Origin of the sequence: Streptomyces sp. AC550_RSS872 (assembly GCF_019049285.1) — a bacterium.
In the GTDB taxonomy this organism is placed as follows: Bacteria; Actinomycetota; Actinomycetes; order Streptomycetales; family Streptomycetaceae; genus Streptomyces.
The window spans coordinates 56,665-72,181 of sequence record NZ_JAGMUL010000023.1; the positions used below are offsets into that span (position 1 = coordinate 56,665).

Below are 15,517 nucleotides of genomic sequence, written 5' to 3' on the forward strand. Positions count from 1 at the left end.
CTTTGCCGGAGAATCGTTCGACCATTCCGGTGGGAGTTACTCTCTGCCTCAACCCTGACCGCTCGGGCGGCGCTGGGAGGGGGCGTATTCACGGCATTCCGGGACGTAAGAGGGCGGTCGCGTATGCATGGCACGATCGACGGATTCAGCTACGGACTCGTCACACCGCTGGTGGCCTACCTCATGGCCTGCCTCGGCGGTGCGCTCGGTCTGCGCTGCACCACAAGATCGATGCTCGTCTCGCACTCCTGGCGCCCCGGCTGGCTCGCCCTCGGGTCGGCGGCCATCGGCTCCGGCATATGGACCATGCACTTCGTCGCGATGATGGGGTTCACGGTCGAGGAGACGCCGATCCACTACGACAAACCGATGACGTTCGCGAGCCTCGCCGTCGCCATCGTCATGGTGGGCATCGGGATCTTCATCGTCGGCTACAAGGGCGCCAGCGGAACGGCCCTGTTCACCGGCGGCACCATCACCGGCCTGGGCATAGCCTCGATGCACTATCTCGGCATGGCCGGCCTGCGGCTCGACGGCAAGCTGGAGTACAACACCTTCACCGTCGGTGTCTCCGTCGCCATAGCCATGGTCGCGGCCACCGCCGCGCTGTGGGCCGCCGGACAGGTCAGAGGGCTCATGTGGAGCGTCGGCGCGAGCCTCGTCATGGGCCTCGCCGTCAGCGGCATGCACTACACCGGCATGGCCGCCCTCAGTGTCCATCTCCACGGCACCGGGGCCCCCGCGACGGGTGACTCACCCGCCGCCCTGCTCGCACCGATGCTGATCGGCCCGCTCGCCTTCCTGCTCCTCGCCGGTGCCGTGGTGCTGTTCGACCCGCACATGATCATGGGCAAGCGCGCGGCGGCCCCGGTCCAGCACAAGCCGGGCGTCCCGGCCCACACCTCCGTCCCGCACCAGGCCCGCCGCCCCCAGTTGCGCGCGCGCCGCACCCCGGAGCACCGGGGCTCCCGCACTCCGCAAAACCACTGATCGGACCGCGTTGTCAGTGGCGGGTCGTACGGTGGATCCCATGCGGCCCGTTTCCAGCATCGAACGCACGGTGGCGCCCTTCGAGGTCGTCAGCCCGTACCAGCCCAACGGCGACCAGCCCCAGGCCATCGCCGACCTCGCCCGGCGCATCGAGGCCGGCGAGAAGGACGTCGTCCTGCTCGGCGCGACCGGCACAGGAAAGTCAGCCACCACGGCGTGGATGATCGAAAAGCTCCAGCGCCCCACCCTGGTGATGGCGCCGAACAAGACACTGGCCGCCCAGCTGGCGAACGAATTCCGCGAGCTCCTGCCGAACAACGCCGTCGAGTACTTCGTCTCGTACTACGACTACTACCAGCCCGAGGCCTACGTCCCGCAGTCGGACACCTACATCGAGAAGGACTCCTCGATCAACGAGGAGGTCGAGCGCCTGCGCCACTCCGCGACCAACTCACTGCTCACCCGCCGTGACGTCGTCGTGGTCGCCTCGGTCTCCTGCATCTACGGCCTCGGTACCCCGCAGGAGTACGTGGACCGCATGGTTCCCCTCAAGGTCGGCGAGGAGATCGACCGGGACCAGTTGCTGCGCCGTTTCGTCGACATCCAGTACACGCGCAACGACCTTGCCTTCACTCGCGGCACCTTCCGGGTGCGCGGCGACACCATCGAGATCTTCCCGGTCTACGAGGAGCTCGCCGTCCGCATCGAGATGTTCGGCGACGAGATCGAGGCACTGTCCACGCTCCACCCGCTCACCGGCGAGATCATCAGCGACGACCAGCAGCTGTACGTGTTCCCGGCCTCCCACTACGTCGCGGGCCCGGAGCGCATGGAGCGTGCCGTCAACGACATCGAGAAGGAACTCGGCGAGCGCCTCACCGAGCTGGAGAAGCAGGGCAAGCTCCTGGAGGCCCAGCGCCTGCGGATGCGCACCACGTACGACCTGGAGATGCTCCGTCAGATCGGCAGCTGCTCCGGTGTCGAGAACTACTCGATGCACTTCGACGGCCGCGAGCCGGGCTCCCCGCCGAACACCCTGCTGGACTACTTCCCGGACGACTTCCTGCTCGTCATCGACGAGTCGCACGTCACGGTGCCGCAGATCGGCGCCATGTACGAGGGCGACGCGTCCCGCAAGCGCACCCTCGTCGACCACGGCTTCCGCCTGCCCTCCGCCCTCGACAACCGCCCCCTGAAGTGGGAGGAGTTCCAGGAGCGCATCGGCCAGACGGTCTACCTGTCGGCGACCCCGGGCAACTACGAGCTCTCCCGCTCGGACGGCCAGGTCGAGCAGATCATCCGCCCCACCGGCCTCGTCGACCCGGAGGTGGTCGTCAAGCCCACCGAGGGCCAGATCGACGACCTGGTCCACGAGATCCGGGCGCGGGTCGAGAAGGACGAGCGCGTCCTGGTCACCACCCTCACCAAGAAGATGGCCGAGGACCTCACCGACTACTTCCTGGAGCTCGGCATCCAGGTGCGCTATCTGCACAGCGACGTCGACACCCTGCGCCGCGTCGAGCTGCTGCGAGAGCTGCGCGCCGGCGAGTTCGACGTCCTCGTCGGCATCAACCTGCTCCGTGAGGGTCTCGACCTGCCCGAGGTGTCCCTGGTGGCGATCCTCGACGCCGACAAGGAGGGGTTCCTGCGCTCCGGCACGTCCCTCATCCAGACGATCGGCCGTGCGGCGCGCAATGTCTCGGGCCAGGTCCATATGTACGCCGACAAGATCACCCCGGCGATGGAGAAGGCCATCGACGAGACCAACCGCCGTCGGGAGAAGCAGGTCGCGTACAACAAGGCGAACGGCATCGACCCCCAGCCGCTGCGCAAGAAGATCAACGACATCGTCGCGCAGATCGCCCGCGAGGACGTCGACACCGAGCAACTGCTCGGCACCGGCTACCGCGCGAAGAAGGACGGCCGCGGCACCAAGGCTCCCGTGCCCTCGCTCGGCGACAAGGCGGCCAAGGGCGCGAAGGCGGCCAAGTCGGCCAAGGGCAAGGCCAAGGAGACGGTGCCGACCGACCGTCCGGCGGCCGATCTCGCCGAGCAGATCGAGGAGTTGACGGAGCGTATGCGCGCCGCCGCCGCCGATCTCCAGTTCGAGATCGCGGCCCGCTTGCGTGACGAGGTGTCCGAGATGAAGAAGGAGCTGCGTCAGATGAAGGAGGCCGGCCTGGCCTGACGGGCACTCGCTGTGTTGCAAGACCGACACAAAGTGGGGACCGGGGTACGGCACTGTCAGTGCCCCTGCGTAGGGTTCTGGTCATCCGCGGAGTCCGCGGCCAACAGGGGACAGCTCGAGAGGGGAAACAGCACGTGACCATCAACATGACCAAGGGTCAGGCCGTCAGTCTCCAGAAGGACGACGGCGGCAGCCTGACCGCGGTGCGCATGGGTCTCGGCTGGCAGGCGGCTCCCCGGCGGGGCCTGTTCGGCACGCGCACGCGGGAGGTCGACCTCGATGCCTCGGCCGTCCTGTTCGCGGACAAGCAGCCGGTCGACGTCGTCTTCTTCCGCCACCTGGTGAGCGACGACGGCTCGGTGCGCCACACCGGTGACAACCTCGTCGGCGGTGTCGGCCAGGGCGGCGACGACGAGGCGATCCTCGTCGACCTCGCGCGCGTCCCGGTCCACATCGACCAGATCGTCTTCACCGTGAACTCCTTCACGGGCCAGACGTTCCAGGAGGTGCAGAACGCGTTCTGCCGTCTGGTCGACGAGACCAACGGCCAGGAACTCGCCCGCTACACGCTCGCGGGCGGCGGCGCCTACACCGCCCAGATCATGGCGAAGGTGCACCGCACGGGTGCGAGCTGGACGATGACGGCCCTCGGCACGCCGGCCAACGGCCGGACGTTCCAGGACCTGATGCCGGCCATCCTGCCGCACCTGTAGGACCGTCGGGCCCGGCGGGCTGCACACGACAAAGACGCGCGACACAGGGGGACGAAGGCATGACGGCCGAGCTGGTGCGGGGGCAGAACCACCCGCTCTCCCAGGCCCGTCTGGAGATCCGGGTCTCGGCCGGCACACCGGTCGTGGCCGCCGCCACGCTCGGCGACGAGCGGGGCAGGATCCACGGCGTCGAATGGGTGGTCCACCCCGGCGCCCCCACCCTGCCCGGCCTCGAGGTCTCCCGGCAGGCGGCCGCCGACCATCGCCTCGCGGTGGACCTGGACGCCATGCCGGACGCCGTCCACCGTGTCAGTGTGCTGCTCGCCCTGCCGACAGGGAGTGGCCCGACCCGGTTCGGCGGCGCCGCCACGCCCTTCGTCGCCGTCACCGGCCTCGACGGCACCGAGGTCGCCAGCTACACCATCACCGGTCTGGAGGCCGAGTCGGCCGTCGTCGCCCTGGAGCTCTACCGCCGCCAGGGTGTCTGGAAGGTACGTGCCATCGGCCAGGGGTACGCGGGCGGCCTCGCCGACCTCTTCGCCGACCAGGGCCTGGCCCAGGCCGGTCAACTCGCCGGCGGCATCAACGAGGCGGTGGCCCAGGGCATGGCCCGCTCGGTGCCGGCACCTCCGACACGGACGGACGGCGACCGCTCCCGGCAGACGGCCGCGCCGGCGCTCGGCCCGGACCAGGCCGGCTCCGCACCGCAGGCTGCTCCCGGTTCCGGTTCCGGTTCCGGCGCCGTGCCACCCCAGCCCACCGCGCCCTACGGCACCCAGACACCGGGCGCGCCGGGCCAGCCCGCGCCGCAGCCGTCGTACCAGAGCGGCAGCGGCGCCACGGATCCCGCCCAGCCCTCCGCCCCCACGTCCGGTGGCCCGATCAACTACAGCCACCCCGGTCGGCAGAACGCGGCTCCGCCGCCGCCCCCGCCGACCGCGCCCCCCGCCCAGCCCGGGCAACCCGCCCAGCCCGTCGCGGGCGACGCCACCGGCTGGTCCATGGACGAGCGGCTCTACAACCAGGTCTGGGGCATGTTCGAGGACCTGGCCCGCACCACAGCCGCCTATCGCAGCGCGGTCGACTTCGCCGACTCCCGTATGGAGAAGGAACTCGACCAGGTCCTGTCGGACCCGCGCAGCCGGATCGGCGGACAGGGTGATGCCGCGCGTGAGGCCGCCCGGACCAAGCACGCCCAGCTCGTCAACCAGGCCCGGGCGACACTCGACCGCGATCTCGCCCAGCTCACCGCCGAGGTCGAGGTCGTCGAGCCGGCACTGCCGCACGCGTACGCGGGGTGGGACAACCCCGTCTGGCACGGCTACCGCGTACCGATGGAGATCCCCATGGCCCTGCGCCTGGGCGACCTCCATCTGCCCGAGAGTGCCGAGCTGCGGATCCCGCTGCTGGTCCGGCTGCCGCTGGAGCGCGGTCTGTGGATCGACAGCGGACGCGGCGGATCGATCGACGGCTCGTTCACGGACTCCCACGACCTGCGGCGCCTCGCGATGGAGACGGCGGTGGCGCACGCGGCTCGGCTGCTCGCCGTATATCCGGCGGGTGAGTTCACCGTTCAGGTCATCGACCCGGCCGGTTCCGGCGCACAGGCACTCGTACCGCTGGTGCAGTCCGGCGTGCTGGCGGGCCCGCCAGCCGTGGGCGCGGCCGGTGTCGCGGACGTGCTCGCGCGGCTCACTCAGCGCGTCGACCTGGTGCAGATGGCGCTGCGCGCCGGAGCGCCCGACTCCCTGCCGCCCGGATTCGACACGGCACAGCAATTGCTGATCGTCAACGACTTCCCGCACGGCTTCGACGACCGGGCCGTGAACCAGCTGCGCTACCTCGCGGACGAGGGTCCGGCCGTCGGCGTCCATCTGATGATGGTCGCCGACCGGGAGGAAGCAGCCGCGTACGGCCCGTTGCTCGACCCGCTGTGGCGTTCGCTGCTGCGACTGACCCCCGTGCCGGACGATCACCTCGCCGACCCGTGGGTGGGGCATGCCTGGACCTATGAGCCCTCGCTCGTACCGCCCGGCAGCCAGGTCCTCCACCAGGTGCTCACGCAGGTGGCGGCGGCCCGGGCCAAGTCCCGGTAAAGACCCTCTGACCAGCGGACTTGGTATTTATTTTACCGATCACTTTACCTTTCCTTGGTGATTGAGGTACTGTTTGTCCCACGGAGGGGAGTACTCCCTGTCTGCTGCGGCGTACCCGTCAATACGGATCAGGCCAGATCCCGGGGCGTCGGCCCATCGTGGGTGGAAGAGACCTCCGGCGCGCGACGACGCTGACATTTGCCGTTACGACTGCCGGAGGCGCAGTGGAAGTTTCCACGACCCTATGGGTCCTGACCATCGTGGGCCTTGCCGCCCTGATCGCGGTCGATTTCTTTATCGGCCGCAAGCCGCATGACGTGTCGATCAAGGAAGCCGGGATCTGGACGATCGTCTGGATCGTCCTCGCCGGGCTCTTCGGGCTCGGCCTGCTGATCTTCGGCGGCGGACAAGCCGGCGGCGAGTTCTTCGCGGGCTTCATCACCGAGAAGTCGCTGAGCGTCGACAACCTCTTCGTCTTCGTCCTGATCATGGCGAAGTTCGCGGTGCCGACCCAGTACCAGCAGCGAGTGCTGCTCGTCGGTGTCCTCATAGCCCTGGTCCTGCGGGCCATCTTCATCGCCGCGGGTGCTGCCATCCTCGCCAGCTTCGCCTGGGTGTTCTACCTCTTCGGCGCCTTCCTCATCTGGACCGCCTGGAAGCTCATCCAGGAGGCCCGCGCGGACGAGGCGGACGAGGACTGGGAGGAGAACAAGCTCCTCAAGGCCGCCGAGCGCCGCTTCGGTGTCGCCGACCGCTACCACGGCACCAAGCTGTGGATCCAGCAGAACGGCAAGCGGGTCATGACCCCGATGCTGGTCGTGATGCTCGCGATCGGCACCACCGACGTGCTCTTCGCCCTCGACTCCATCCCGGCGATCTTCGGCCTGACCCAGGACCCGTACATCGTGTTCACGGCCAATGCCTTCGCCCTGATGGGTCTCCGGCAGCTGTACTTCCTCATCGGCGGCCTGCTGAAGAAGCTGGTCCACCTCAGCTACGGCCTGTCGATCATCCTGGGCTTCATCGGCGTCAAGCTCGTCCTGCACGCGCTGCACGAGTCCGGCGTCCATGTCCCCGAGATCAGCATCCCGGTCTCGCTCGGCGTGATCTGCGCGGTCCTGATCGTCACCACGATCACCAGCCTGAGGGCCTCCAAGAAGCAGGCGGCGGCCGAGGCGGCGCAGGAGAAGAGCGAAGGCGCTCCGAAGGACAGCATCGACGTCTGACCGCGTCGGACGTAGGAAGAACCAACACCGGGGGTGGTGCCCAGCGAATTGCCGAGCACCGCTCCCGGTGCTTCGTTGGGTGCTGGGTGTCCCCGGCCGGGGACACCACGGCCGGGGGTGGAGGCACCTGTGGACGCACCCATGAAGTTCGTGCAGATCATCGATTTCGAGACCGAGCGCATCGACGAGATGCGGGAGCTGGCCCAGGAGACGGAACAGCGCCTGGCGGGCCGCAGCGGCGGTCCCACGCGCCGTCTCGTCCTCAAGGACCGGGGCCAGGCCAACCGCTACCTCGTAGTGATCGAGTTCGACTCCTACGAGGACGCCATGCGCAACAGCGACGACCCCGAGACGGCCAAGTTCGCGGAGCAGATGGCCGCGCTGTGCACCAGGCCGCCGTCCTTCACGGACTGCGACGTACAGGAGACGACCGATTTCGCGTAGCGACATACGACCCACAGGGGCCCCGCATGCCGAGGGCGCGGGGCCGCCTGACCACCACACCGACCGGAATGCGAACCCCCCACCCCTCTGCGACGATCGCTCCATGATCGCCAGGCTCAGGCCGCTCACGACCCAGTGGACGTATGTCGTGCCGGTGCTCGCGGTCGTCCTGCTGATCCTCACCTGGGGACGGGACCTGCCCGGCGCGGTCGTCACGCTGGTGACACTGGTCCTCGCCGGTGCCGTCCTGGCCGCCGTGCACCACGCCGAAGTGGTCGCCCACCGGGTCGGCGAACCCTTCGGCTCCCTCGTCCTCGCGGTCGCCGTCACGATCATCGAGGTCGCTCTGATCGTGACCCTGATGGCCGACGGCGGTGACAAGAGCTCCACCCTCGCGCGGGACACGGTCTTCGCCGCCGTGATGATCACCTGCAACGGCATCGTCGGCCTGTGCCTGCTGGTCGCCTCACTGCGGCACGGTACGGCGGTCTTCAACCCCGAGGGCACCGGAGCCGCCCTCGCGACCGTCGCCACCCTGGCCACGCTCAGCCTGGTGCTGCCGACGTTCACCACGAGCAAGCCCGGCCCGGAGTTCTCCACCGTCCAGCTGACGTTCGCGGCGCTTTCCTCGCTGATCCTTTACGGCCTGTTCGTGGCGACCCAGACCGTGCGCCACCGTGACTACTTCCTCCCCATCACCCGGCAGGGCGAGGTGATCACCGTGGACGAACACGCCCACGCGCCCTCCGCTCGCACCGCGATGATCAGCCTGGGGTTGCTGGGCCTGGCTCTGATCGGCGTGGTCGGCCTGGCCAAGGGGGTGTCGCCGACCATCGAGTCCGGGGTGGCGGCCGCCGACCTGCCGCATGCCGTCGTCGGCGTGATCATCGCCCTGCTGGTGCTGCTCCCCGAGACGATCGCCGCGCTGCGCTCCGCCCGCCGTGACCGCGTCCAGACCAGTCTGAACCTGGCACTCGGCTCGGCGATGGCCAGCATCGGCCTGACCATCCCCGCGGTCGCCCTGGCCTCCGTCTGGCTCTCCGGCCCGCTCGTCCTCGGTCTGGGCCCCACCCACATGGTGCTGCTCGCCCTGACGGTGGTGGTGAGCTCCCTGACGGTGGTGCCGGGGCGGGCGACGCCGCTCCAAGGCGGAGTCCACCTGGTGCTGTTCGCTGCCTATCTGGAGCTCGCGATCAATCCGTAGCCGACACCGGGATGTTCCGGAACCCGTCACCCGGTGGCGGGCTCCGCCGTCACCGCCGGCACCGGACGCGTCTCGGGCAGCAGCGCGAAGCACCCCAGACTGAGCAGCGCGACCCCGGTCATGTACGCCCCCACGCCCCAGGGCACCCGACCGCCCTGGTCGGCGAGTGCGGTCGCCACGATCGGCGTGAGTGCGCCGCCGAGGACGCCCCCGAGGTTGTAGCCCACGGCGGCGCCCGTGCAGCGCACCCGGGGTTCGTACAGCTCCGGAAGATACGCGGCGATCACCGCGAACATCGTGATGAACGCGATCATCGCCCCGAGGAAGCCGAGGAACATCAGCAGCGGCTCGCCCGTGGCGAGGAGCGCGACCATCGGGAACATCCACAGGGCGGTGGCTGTGCACCCGATCAGACACAGCGGCCGCCGCCCGTGAAGGTCGCCGAGCCATGCCACCAGCGGAGTGAGCGAGCCCTTCACCAGCACCGCGCCCATGATGCAGGTCAGCATGACGCTGCGGCTCACACCGAGCCGTTCCGTGGCGTACGCGAGGGACCAGGTCGTCACGGCGTAGAAGACGGCGTATCCGATCGACAGCGCCCCGGCAGTCAGCAGCACGAGCCGCCAGTGGTCGCGTACGACCTCGGCGAGCGGCACGCGCGCGTGGTCGTCGATCTCGAGGAAGCGAGGGCTCTCGGCGAGCGACGACCGCAGCCACAACCCCACCACCGCGAGCACCCCCGCCGCCCAGAACGGCACGCGCCATCCCCACGCGGCGAACTGCGCCTCGGACAGCGTCGCCGACAGCCCCAGCACCACACCGTTGGCGAGCAGGAAGCCCAGCGCGGGCCCGACCTGCGGGAAGCTCGACCACAGACCGCGCCGCCCGGCGGGCGCGTGCTCCACCGTCAGCAGGACGGCCCCGCCCCACTCGCCACCGAGCCCCAGCCCCTGAATGAAGCGCAGCACGAGCAGCAGCAGGGGAGCGGCCACACCGATCGTGTCGTACGTCGGTACGCAGCCGACCGCGACCGTGGAGGCGCCGGTCAGCAGCAGCGAGGCGACGAGGACCGGCCGGCGTCCGTGCCGGTCCCCGATGTGCCCGAACAGCACCGATCCCAGGGGCCGTGCCACAAAACCCACGCCGAATGTCGCGAAGGCGGCCAGGGTTCCCGCCACCGGTGAGAACGTCGGGAAGAAGAGCGGTCCCAGGACCAGGGCCGCCGCGGTCCCGTAGACGAAGAAGTCGTAGAACTCGATGGCCGTTCCGGCGAGCGAGGCGGCCGCGAGCCGCAGCATGGAGGGCGTCCTTACGGTGCGTACGTCGTGCATGCCGCGTCAACTACCCACAGTGATCGTGGTTACGGGGGCGCGCGGGGGCGGTCGGCCTCCGTCAGTATGTGACGGTGATGCGCCGTGCGGGCCCGTCGACGCGTACGACGCCGCCGTAAGGGATCACCAGCTGTGGGTCGGTGTGCCCGAAGTCGACGTCGAAGACGATCGTGGTGTCGGGGGCGTACGCGCGCATGGCGCGCAGGACGGCCTCGCGTTGCTCGGACGCGTAACGAGCGGCCTCCTCTGGGCTGTTGGGGCGCTCGAAGGACCAGGTCTTCGCGCGGCCCATCAGCAGTGCGGAGAAGCGGTGCAGCAGCCCGCGCTCGCCCATGTTCCGCAGGGTGCGGAAGACCTCCTCGCCGCTCGGCATCTCCTCGGAGGTCTCCAGGAGCAGCACCCCGCCGTCGTACTCCGAGAGGTCGTGCGCGATCTCCCGGTCGGCCATCAGCAGCCAGCCGAGGATCTCCAGACAGCCGCCCCAACTGCGGCCCTCCACCACCCGGTCGGCGTTCACCCAGGCCCATCCGTCGGCCGGACGCGTCTCCGGCTCCGCGTCGAAGGTCGCGGGGTCGGCCCAGTCGCGGTTGACGTCGTTCCAGCGCTCGGCGGGCCGGAGTTCGTACTCGCCCGGGGTGAACAGCGCGGCCCGTAGTGACTCGGCGGTCAGTTGATCCATGGCAACAGGGCGGCCCAGCGCCGTCATGACGGTCGCACCGTGGTAGCCGACGATGCCGGTGTTGCGCAGGAACATGAGCAGGTTCGTGTTGTCGCTCATCCCGAAGAACGGCTTCGGGTTCGCCCGGATCAACTCCCGGTCCAGCAGCGGCAGCACGGTGATCTGGTCGTCGCCGCCGATGGACGCCATGACTGCCTTGATGTCCGGATCGGCGAACGCGGCATGGATGTCGTCGGCCCGCTCCCGCGGCGTCGAGCCCATCTTGCGGGTGGCCGGATACTCGACCGGTTCGAGCTCGAAGTCCTTGCGCAACCGCTCCAGGCCCAGGTCGAAGGGGCGCGGGAAGAGGCCGGGCAGGCCCGCACCGGGCGAGATGACGGCGACGCGGTCGCCCGGGGAGGGCTTGGGAGGGTACGAGATCATGGTCATACCGGGAGGATAGGACCCGCGTCGTGACCCACGCACCGTGATAAACCGGGTCTGAGCAGCGGTCATCGACGGACCGCCCGACCCCGAACGGACCGGAGGAACCGTGCCCCGCACCCTGGCCCACGCCCCCATCATGATCCTCAACGGCCCCAACCTGAACCTGCTCGGCCAGCGCCAGCCCGAGATCTACGGCTCCGAGACCCTGGCCGACGTGGAGGCCCTCTGCGCGAAGACGGCGGCCGCGCACGGTGGCACGATCGACTTCCGGCAGTCCAACCACGAGGGTGAGTTGGTCGACTGGATCCACGAGGCACGGCTCAACCACTGCGGGATCGTGATCAACCCCGGCGCCTATTCGCACACCTCCGTGGCGATCCTGGATGCGCTCAACACCTGTGACGGCCTTCCGGTGCTGGAGGTCCACATCTCCAACATCCACAAGCGTGAGTCGTTCCGGCACCACTCGTACGTCTCCCTGCGTGCCGACGGGGTCATCGCCGGGTGCGGTGTGCAGGGGTACGCGTTCGGCGTGGAGCGGGTCGCGGCGCTCGTGGGGGCGGGGCAGGCGGACACGTGACGTGGCTGTGAGGGGCTGGCCGGTAAGGACTGCCCTGCCATGGCAAGCGGTCCTTACAGGCGACCGGCCTCCACGATCCGCCGCAGGAAGCGCTGCGTACGTTCCTGCTGCGGGTCCCCGAAGATCTGCTCCGCCGTACCGCGCTCCAGCACCACCCCTCCGTCCAGAAAACAAACCTGGTCGGCGACCTCCCGCGCGAACCCCATCTCGTGCGTGGCCAGCACCATTGTCATCCCGTCCGCCTTCAAGTCACGGACGACGGCGAGGACTTCGCCCACGAGCTCCGGGTCGAGTGCCGCGGTGACCTCGTCGAGCAGCAGCAGCCGGGGCCGTACGGCCAGGGCCCGCACGATCGCCACCCGCTGCTGTTGGCCGCCGCTCAGCCGGTCCGGGTACTCGCCGGCCTTGTCGGCCAGTCCGAGCCGCTCCAGCAGCTCACGCGCACGTGCCTCGGCCTCCGCCCGGGACACGCCGTGCACCCGGCGCGGGGCGAGGGTGATGTTCTCCAGCACCGTCATGTGCGGGAAGAGGTTGTACGCCTGGAACACCACGCCGATACGGCGCCGTACGGCGTCCTGGTCGACGCGAGGATCGGTGATCTCCTCGCCGTCGAGCCAGATCGCACCGTCGTCGATGTCCTCCAGGAGGTTCGCGCACCGCAGCAGCGTCGACTTGCCGGAGCCGGAGGCGCCGATCAGCGCGGTCACCGTGTGCGGGGCGACCTCCAGGTCGACGTCCCGCAGCACGACCGAGTCGCCGAAGGTCTTGCGTACGGACTCCATCCGCAGCACAGGTGCGGTGTTCACGGCTGCGTCGCTCACAGGGCCCCTCCTTGGGCGCGCCGACGGTCCATCCGGGCCGTCACCCAGTCCGTGAAGCGGGTCATCGGAATGGTCAGCGCCACGAAGACCAGGCCCGCGACGATGTACGGCGTGTAGTTGAGGCTGCGGCCCACGATGATGTCCGCGGCCCGTACGGCGTCCACCGCACCGCCGATGGACACCAGACCGGTGTCCTTCTGCAACGACACCAGGTCGTTCAGCAGGGGCGGCACCTGACGGCGAACGGCCTGGGGCAGCACCACGTGCCGCAGCGCCTGACGGTTCGTCAGGCCGAGGGAGCGCGCCGCGGCCCGCTGGGACGGGTGGACGGACTCGATGCCCGCGCGGAACACCTCGGCGACGTACGCCGAATACGTCAGGGTCAGTGCCGTACCGCCCAGCAGCACGGGGTCGACGGTCACGCCCTGCAACCGCAGCGCGGGAACGCCGAGCACGACGATCATGAGGTTAATGATGAGCGGAAGGCCCCGGAAGAAGTCCGTGTACGCGGCAGCCAGCGCCCGGAGCGGGAAGAACACCGGGCCGCGCAGTGTGCGGGCGACGGCGATGAGCATCCCGAGGACCAGCACCGCAGCGCCACAGATCAGCAGCAGCCGGACGTTGAGCCAGAGCCCTTCGAGGACCTTGGGCAAAGCCTCGCGCGCGTACTGCCCGTTGAAGAACGTCTCCTTGGTGCGCGGCCAGCCCGGAGCGTTGACCACGACCAGGTAGAGGACGACGGCCGTGACCAGGGTGGAGAGGGCCGCTATCGCCGTGGCACGCCGCGCGCGGGCACGCTTGTGGCGCTCGCGGTCGAGACGTCGCTGCGAAGGGACGTAGCCGTCGCCCCCGCCGGACATGCCGCCGTTGTCGTCCGCGCCCTCCTGGCCGGACTCCTCCTTGGTGACCGTCACTTGAGCACCGGGGCGTCGACGGCGTCCGACAGCCACTGCTGCTCCAGCTCGGCCAGGGTGCCGTCCTCGCGCAGGGTGTCCACGGCGTCCGTCACGCACGCGGTGAGGGCGCTGCCCTTGTCGAGTACGAGGCCGAACTGCTCCGCGGTGCCGCCCCGGTTCTCGAACTGGCCGACGATCGTCGCGTCCGTCACCTCGGCGGCAGTGATGTAGAAGGCGGTCGGCAGGTCGACCACGATGGCGTCGACCTGGCCGTTCTTCAGCGCGGACTTGGCCTGGTCGTTCTTGGCGTACGCGGCGGGTTCCCGCGTCGGCTTCACCACGTCGTCGATGTAGCCGAGGCTGGTGGTGCCGACCTGGGCGCCCAGCTTGAGGCCCTTCAGGTCCGCCACGCTCTTCGCCTTGGCTGCCTTGCTGTCCTTCAGCGCGATGACGGCCTGGCGGACGTCGTAGTAGCCGGAGGAGAAGTTCACGGCCTTCTTGCGCTCGTCGCTGATCGACACCTGGTTGATGTCGAAGTCGAAGGTCTTCTCGCCGGGCGCGAAGGCCTTGTTGAACGGCACGCTCTGCCAGACGACGGCACTCCTGTCGTAGCCGAGCTGCTTGGCCACGGCGTAGGCGACGGCCGACTCGAAGCCCTCACCGCTGGCCGGTTTGCCGTCCTTGAACCAGGGCTCGTACGCCGGCTCGTCGGTGGCGATCGTCAGCTTGCCGGAGGTCTGGGTGGCCAACTCGCCCTTGGCGCAGGTGTTCCCGGCCGACCCCGACGGTGTGTCGGCGGCCTTCTCGTCCGGCTGTGGAGCACAGCCGACAGCGGTGACGAGCAGGGCGGTCGTGGCGACGGCGTGGCGCAGCGCGCGAGCGGCAAGAGGCATGGCGGGAGACTGGCAGGACGACGTCGTGTTTGTCGAGGTCACGACGGTTGGTTTCCGCATAGTGGGAACGGGTGTTGCGTTCTTGTGAACACTTCCCTCGGCAGCCGCCGGGGCCGCCGGCCGAGGGCGGGGATTGAAAGCCGGCGGCCCGTACCGCTCAGGAGCCGTCATCCTGTGCGGGGCTGCTTCCAGTTGACTGCGCAACTACGCACGCGGGGAGCGCACGCATGGCACCGGCGCGTGTGAAGGATTCACACGGGGCGCGTGCGCGGTGGCGCGCTCCCGGTGTGCGATCACCAGCCTCGCGCGTGCCACTCCGGCAGATGCGGCCGCTCCGCGCCCAGCGACGTGTCGTTGCCGTGCCCCGGGTAGACCCACGTCTCGTCCGGCAGGACGTCGAAGATCTTCGTCTCGACGTCGTGGATCAGGCTGGCGAACGCCTCAGGGTCCTTACGGGTGTTGCCCACGCCGCCAGGGAACAGACAGTCCCCGGTGAACACATGGGGATGCCCGTGCGGATCGTCGTAGACCAGCGCGATGGAGCCGGGCGTGTGTCCGACCAGGTGGCGCGCGGTGAGCTCCACGTGCCCCACCCGGATGGTGTCACCGTCGTCGACCAGGACGTCGGTCGGCACCGGGATGCCGTCGGCGTCGTCCCGGCCGGCGTACGTGCGTGCGCCTGTGGCCTCGACGACCGCGGCGAGCGCCTGCCAGTGGTCACCGTGCTGGTGCGTGGTGACGACGGACGCGATGCCGTCGTCCCCGATCATGCCGATCAGCGCCTCCGCGTCGTTGGCGGCGTCGATCAGCAGTTGCTCGTCCGTGGCCCGGCAGCGCAGCAGATAGGCGTTGTTGTTCATCGGGCCGACCGCGATCTTGGTGATCATCAGGTCCTTGAGCTCGTGCACGTCGGCGGGGCCACCGACCGTCACCTGTCCGCTGTACGTCATGGCGGCAGCCTATAGCGGCAGAGCGGCCCGGGGGCTGTCCAGCCGCTACGGCGGCAGAACGCCCCCGGAGGACCGCCGGG

General features: G+C 69.4%; 14 protein-coding genes. 8 read left to right on the top strand and 6 right to left on the bottom strand.

Going from position 1 to position 15,517, the window contains the following annotated elements:
• Window positions 1–123 precede the first annotated feature (123 nt).
• The 7 genes from KUM44_RS10815 (at window position 124) to KUM44_RS10845 (ending at window position 8,861) form a co-directional block, all read left to right on the top strand.
• On the top strand, window positions 124–990 hold the full coding sequence (locus KUM44_RS10815) for an MHYT domain-containing protein (RefSeq protein ID WP_217207590.1): 867 nt from the start codon (window positions 124–126) through the stop codon (window positions 988–990).
• Between the two features lie 40 nt (window positions 991–1,030).
• A complete protein-coding gene (gene uvrB / locus KUM44_RS10820; RefSeq protein ID WP_217207591.1) occupies window positions 1,031–3,178 on the top strand; it encodes an excinuclease ABC subunit UvrB in 2,148 nt (715 codons plus the stop codon).
• Between the two features lie 134 nt (window positions 3,179–3,312).
• A complete protein-coding gene (locus KUM44_RS10825) occupies window positions 3,313–3,891 on the top strand; it encodes a TerD family protein (RefSeq protein ID WP_217207592.1) in 579 nt (192 codons plus the stop codon).
• Between the two features lie 59 nt (window positions 3,892–3,950).
• Window positions 3,951–5,987, top strand: a complete 2,037-nt coding sequence (locus KUM44_RS10830; protein WP_217207593.1) for a TerD family protein — start codon at window positions 3,951–3,953, stop codon at window positions 5,985–5,987.
• 224 nt (window positions 5,988–6,211) lie between these two features.
• Complete coding sequence (locus KUM44_RS10835) at window positions 6,212–7,213, top strand: TerC/Alx family metal homeostasis membrane protein (RefSeq protein ID WP_217207594.1); 1,002 nt, start codon at window positions 6,212–6,214, stop codon at window positions 7,211–7,213.
• A 141-nt stretch (window positions 7,214–7,354) separates the two neighbouring features.
• Window positions 7,355–7,657, top strand: a complete 303-nt coding sequence (locus KUM44_RS10840; RefSeq protein ID WP_217207665.1) for a hypothetical protein — start codon at window positions 7,355–7,357, stop codon at window positions 7,655–7,657.
• 103 nt (window positions 7,658–7,760) lie between these two features.
• Entirely contained in the window at window positions 7,761–8,861 is a 1,101-nt protein-coding gene (locus tag KUM44_RS10845; protein WP_217207595.1) for a calcium:proton antiporter, read from the top strand.
• 26 nt (window positions 8,862–8,887) lie between these two features.
• Here the strand turns inward: KUM44_RS10845 and KUM44_RS10850 are convergent, their stop codons facing one another.
• The gene (locus KUM44_RS10850; protein ID WP_217207596.1) at window positions 8,888–10,159 is read right to left on the bottom strand and encodes an MFS transporter; all 1,272 of its coding nucleotides are present in this window, start codon (window positions 10,157–10,159) and stop codon (window positions 8,888–8,890) included.
• Between the two features lie 94 nt (window positions 10,160–10,253).
• Window positions 10,254–11,300, bottom strand: coding sequence for a S66 peptidase family protein (locus KUM44_RS10855; RefSeq protein ID WP_217207597.1), 1,047 nt, complete (start codon window positions 11,298–11,300; stop codon window positions 10,254–10,256).
• A 103-nt stretch (window positions 11,301–11,403) separates the two neighbouring features.
• Between KUM44_RS10855 and aroQ the strand changes: the two genes are divergently transcribed.
• Complete coding sequence (aroQ, locus tag KUM44_RS10860; RefSeq protein WP_217207598.1) at window positions 11,404–11,877, top strand: type II 3-dehydroquinate dehydratase; 474 nt, start codon at window positions 11,404–11,406, stop codon at window positions 11,875–11,877.
• Window positions 11,878–11,930: 53 nt separating this feature from the next.
• Here the strand turns inward: aroQ and KUM44_RS10865 are convergent, their stop codons facing one another.
• The 4 genes from KUM44_RS10865 to KUM44_RS10880 form a co-directional block, all read right to left on the bottom strand.
• Window positions 11,931–12,659 (bottom strand): amino acid ABC transporter ATP-binding protein, encoded by a 729-nt coding sequence (locus KUM44_RS10865; RefSeq protein ID WP_254389365.1) that lies wholly within the window; start codon window positions 12,657–12,659, stop codon window positions 11,931–11,933.
• A gap of 35 nt (window positions 12,660–12,694) precedes the next feature.
• Window positions 12,695–13,612 (bottom strand): amino acid ABC transporter permease, encoded by a 918-nt coding sequence (locus tag KUM44_RS10870; protein ID WP_217207599.1) that lies wholly within the window; start codon window positions 13,610–13,612, stop codon window positions 12,695–12,697.
• On the bottom strand, window positions 13,609–14,487 hold the full coding sequence (locus tag KUM44_RS10875) for an ABC transporter substrate-binding protein (RefSeq protein ID WP_217207600.1): 879 nt from the start codon (window positions 14,485–14,487) through the stop codon (window positions 13,609–13,611). The genes KUM44_RS10870 and KUM44_RS10875 overlap by 4 nt, the downstream gene beginning before the upstream one ends.
• Window positions 14,488–14,780: 293 nt before the next feature.
• Window positions 14,781–15,437 (bottom strand): MBL fold metallo-hydrolase, encoded by a 657-nt coding sequence (locus KUM44_RS10880; RefSeq protein WP_217207601.1) that lies wholly within the window; start codon window positions 15,435–15,437, stop codon window positions 14,781–14,783.
• Window positions 15,438–15,517: the final 80 nt, after the last annotated feature.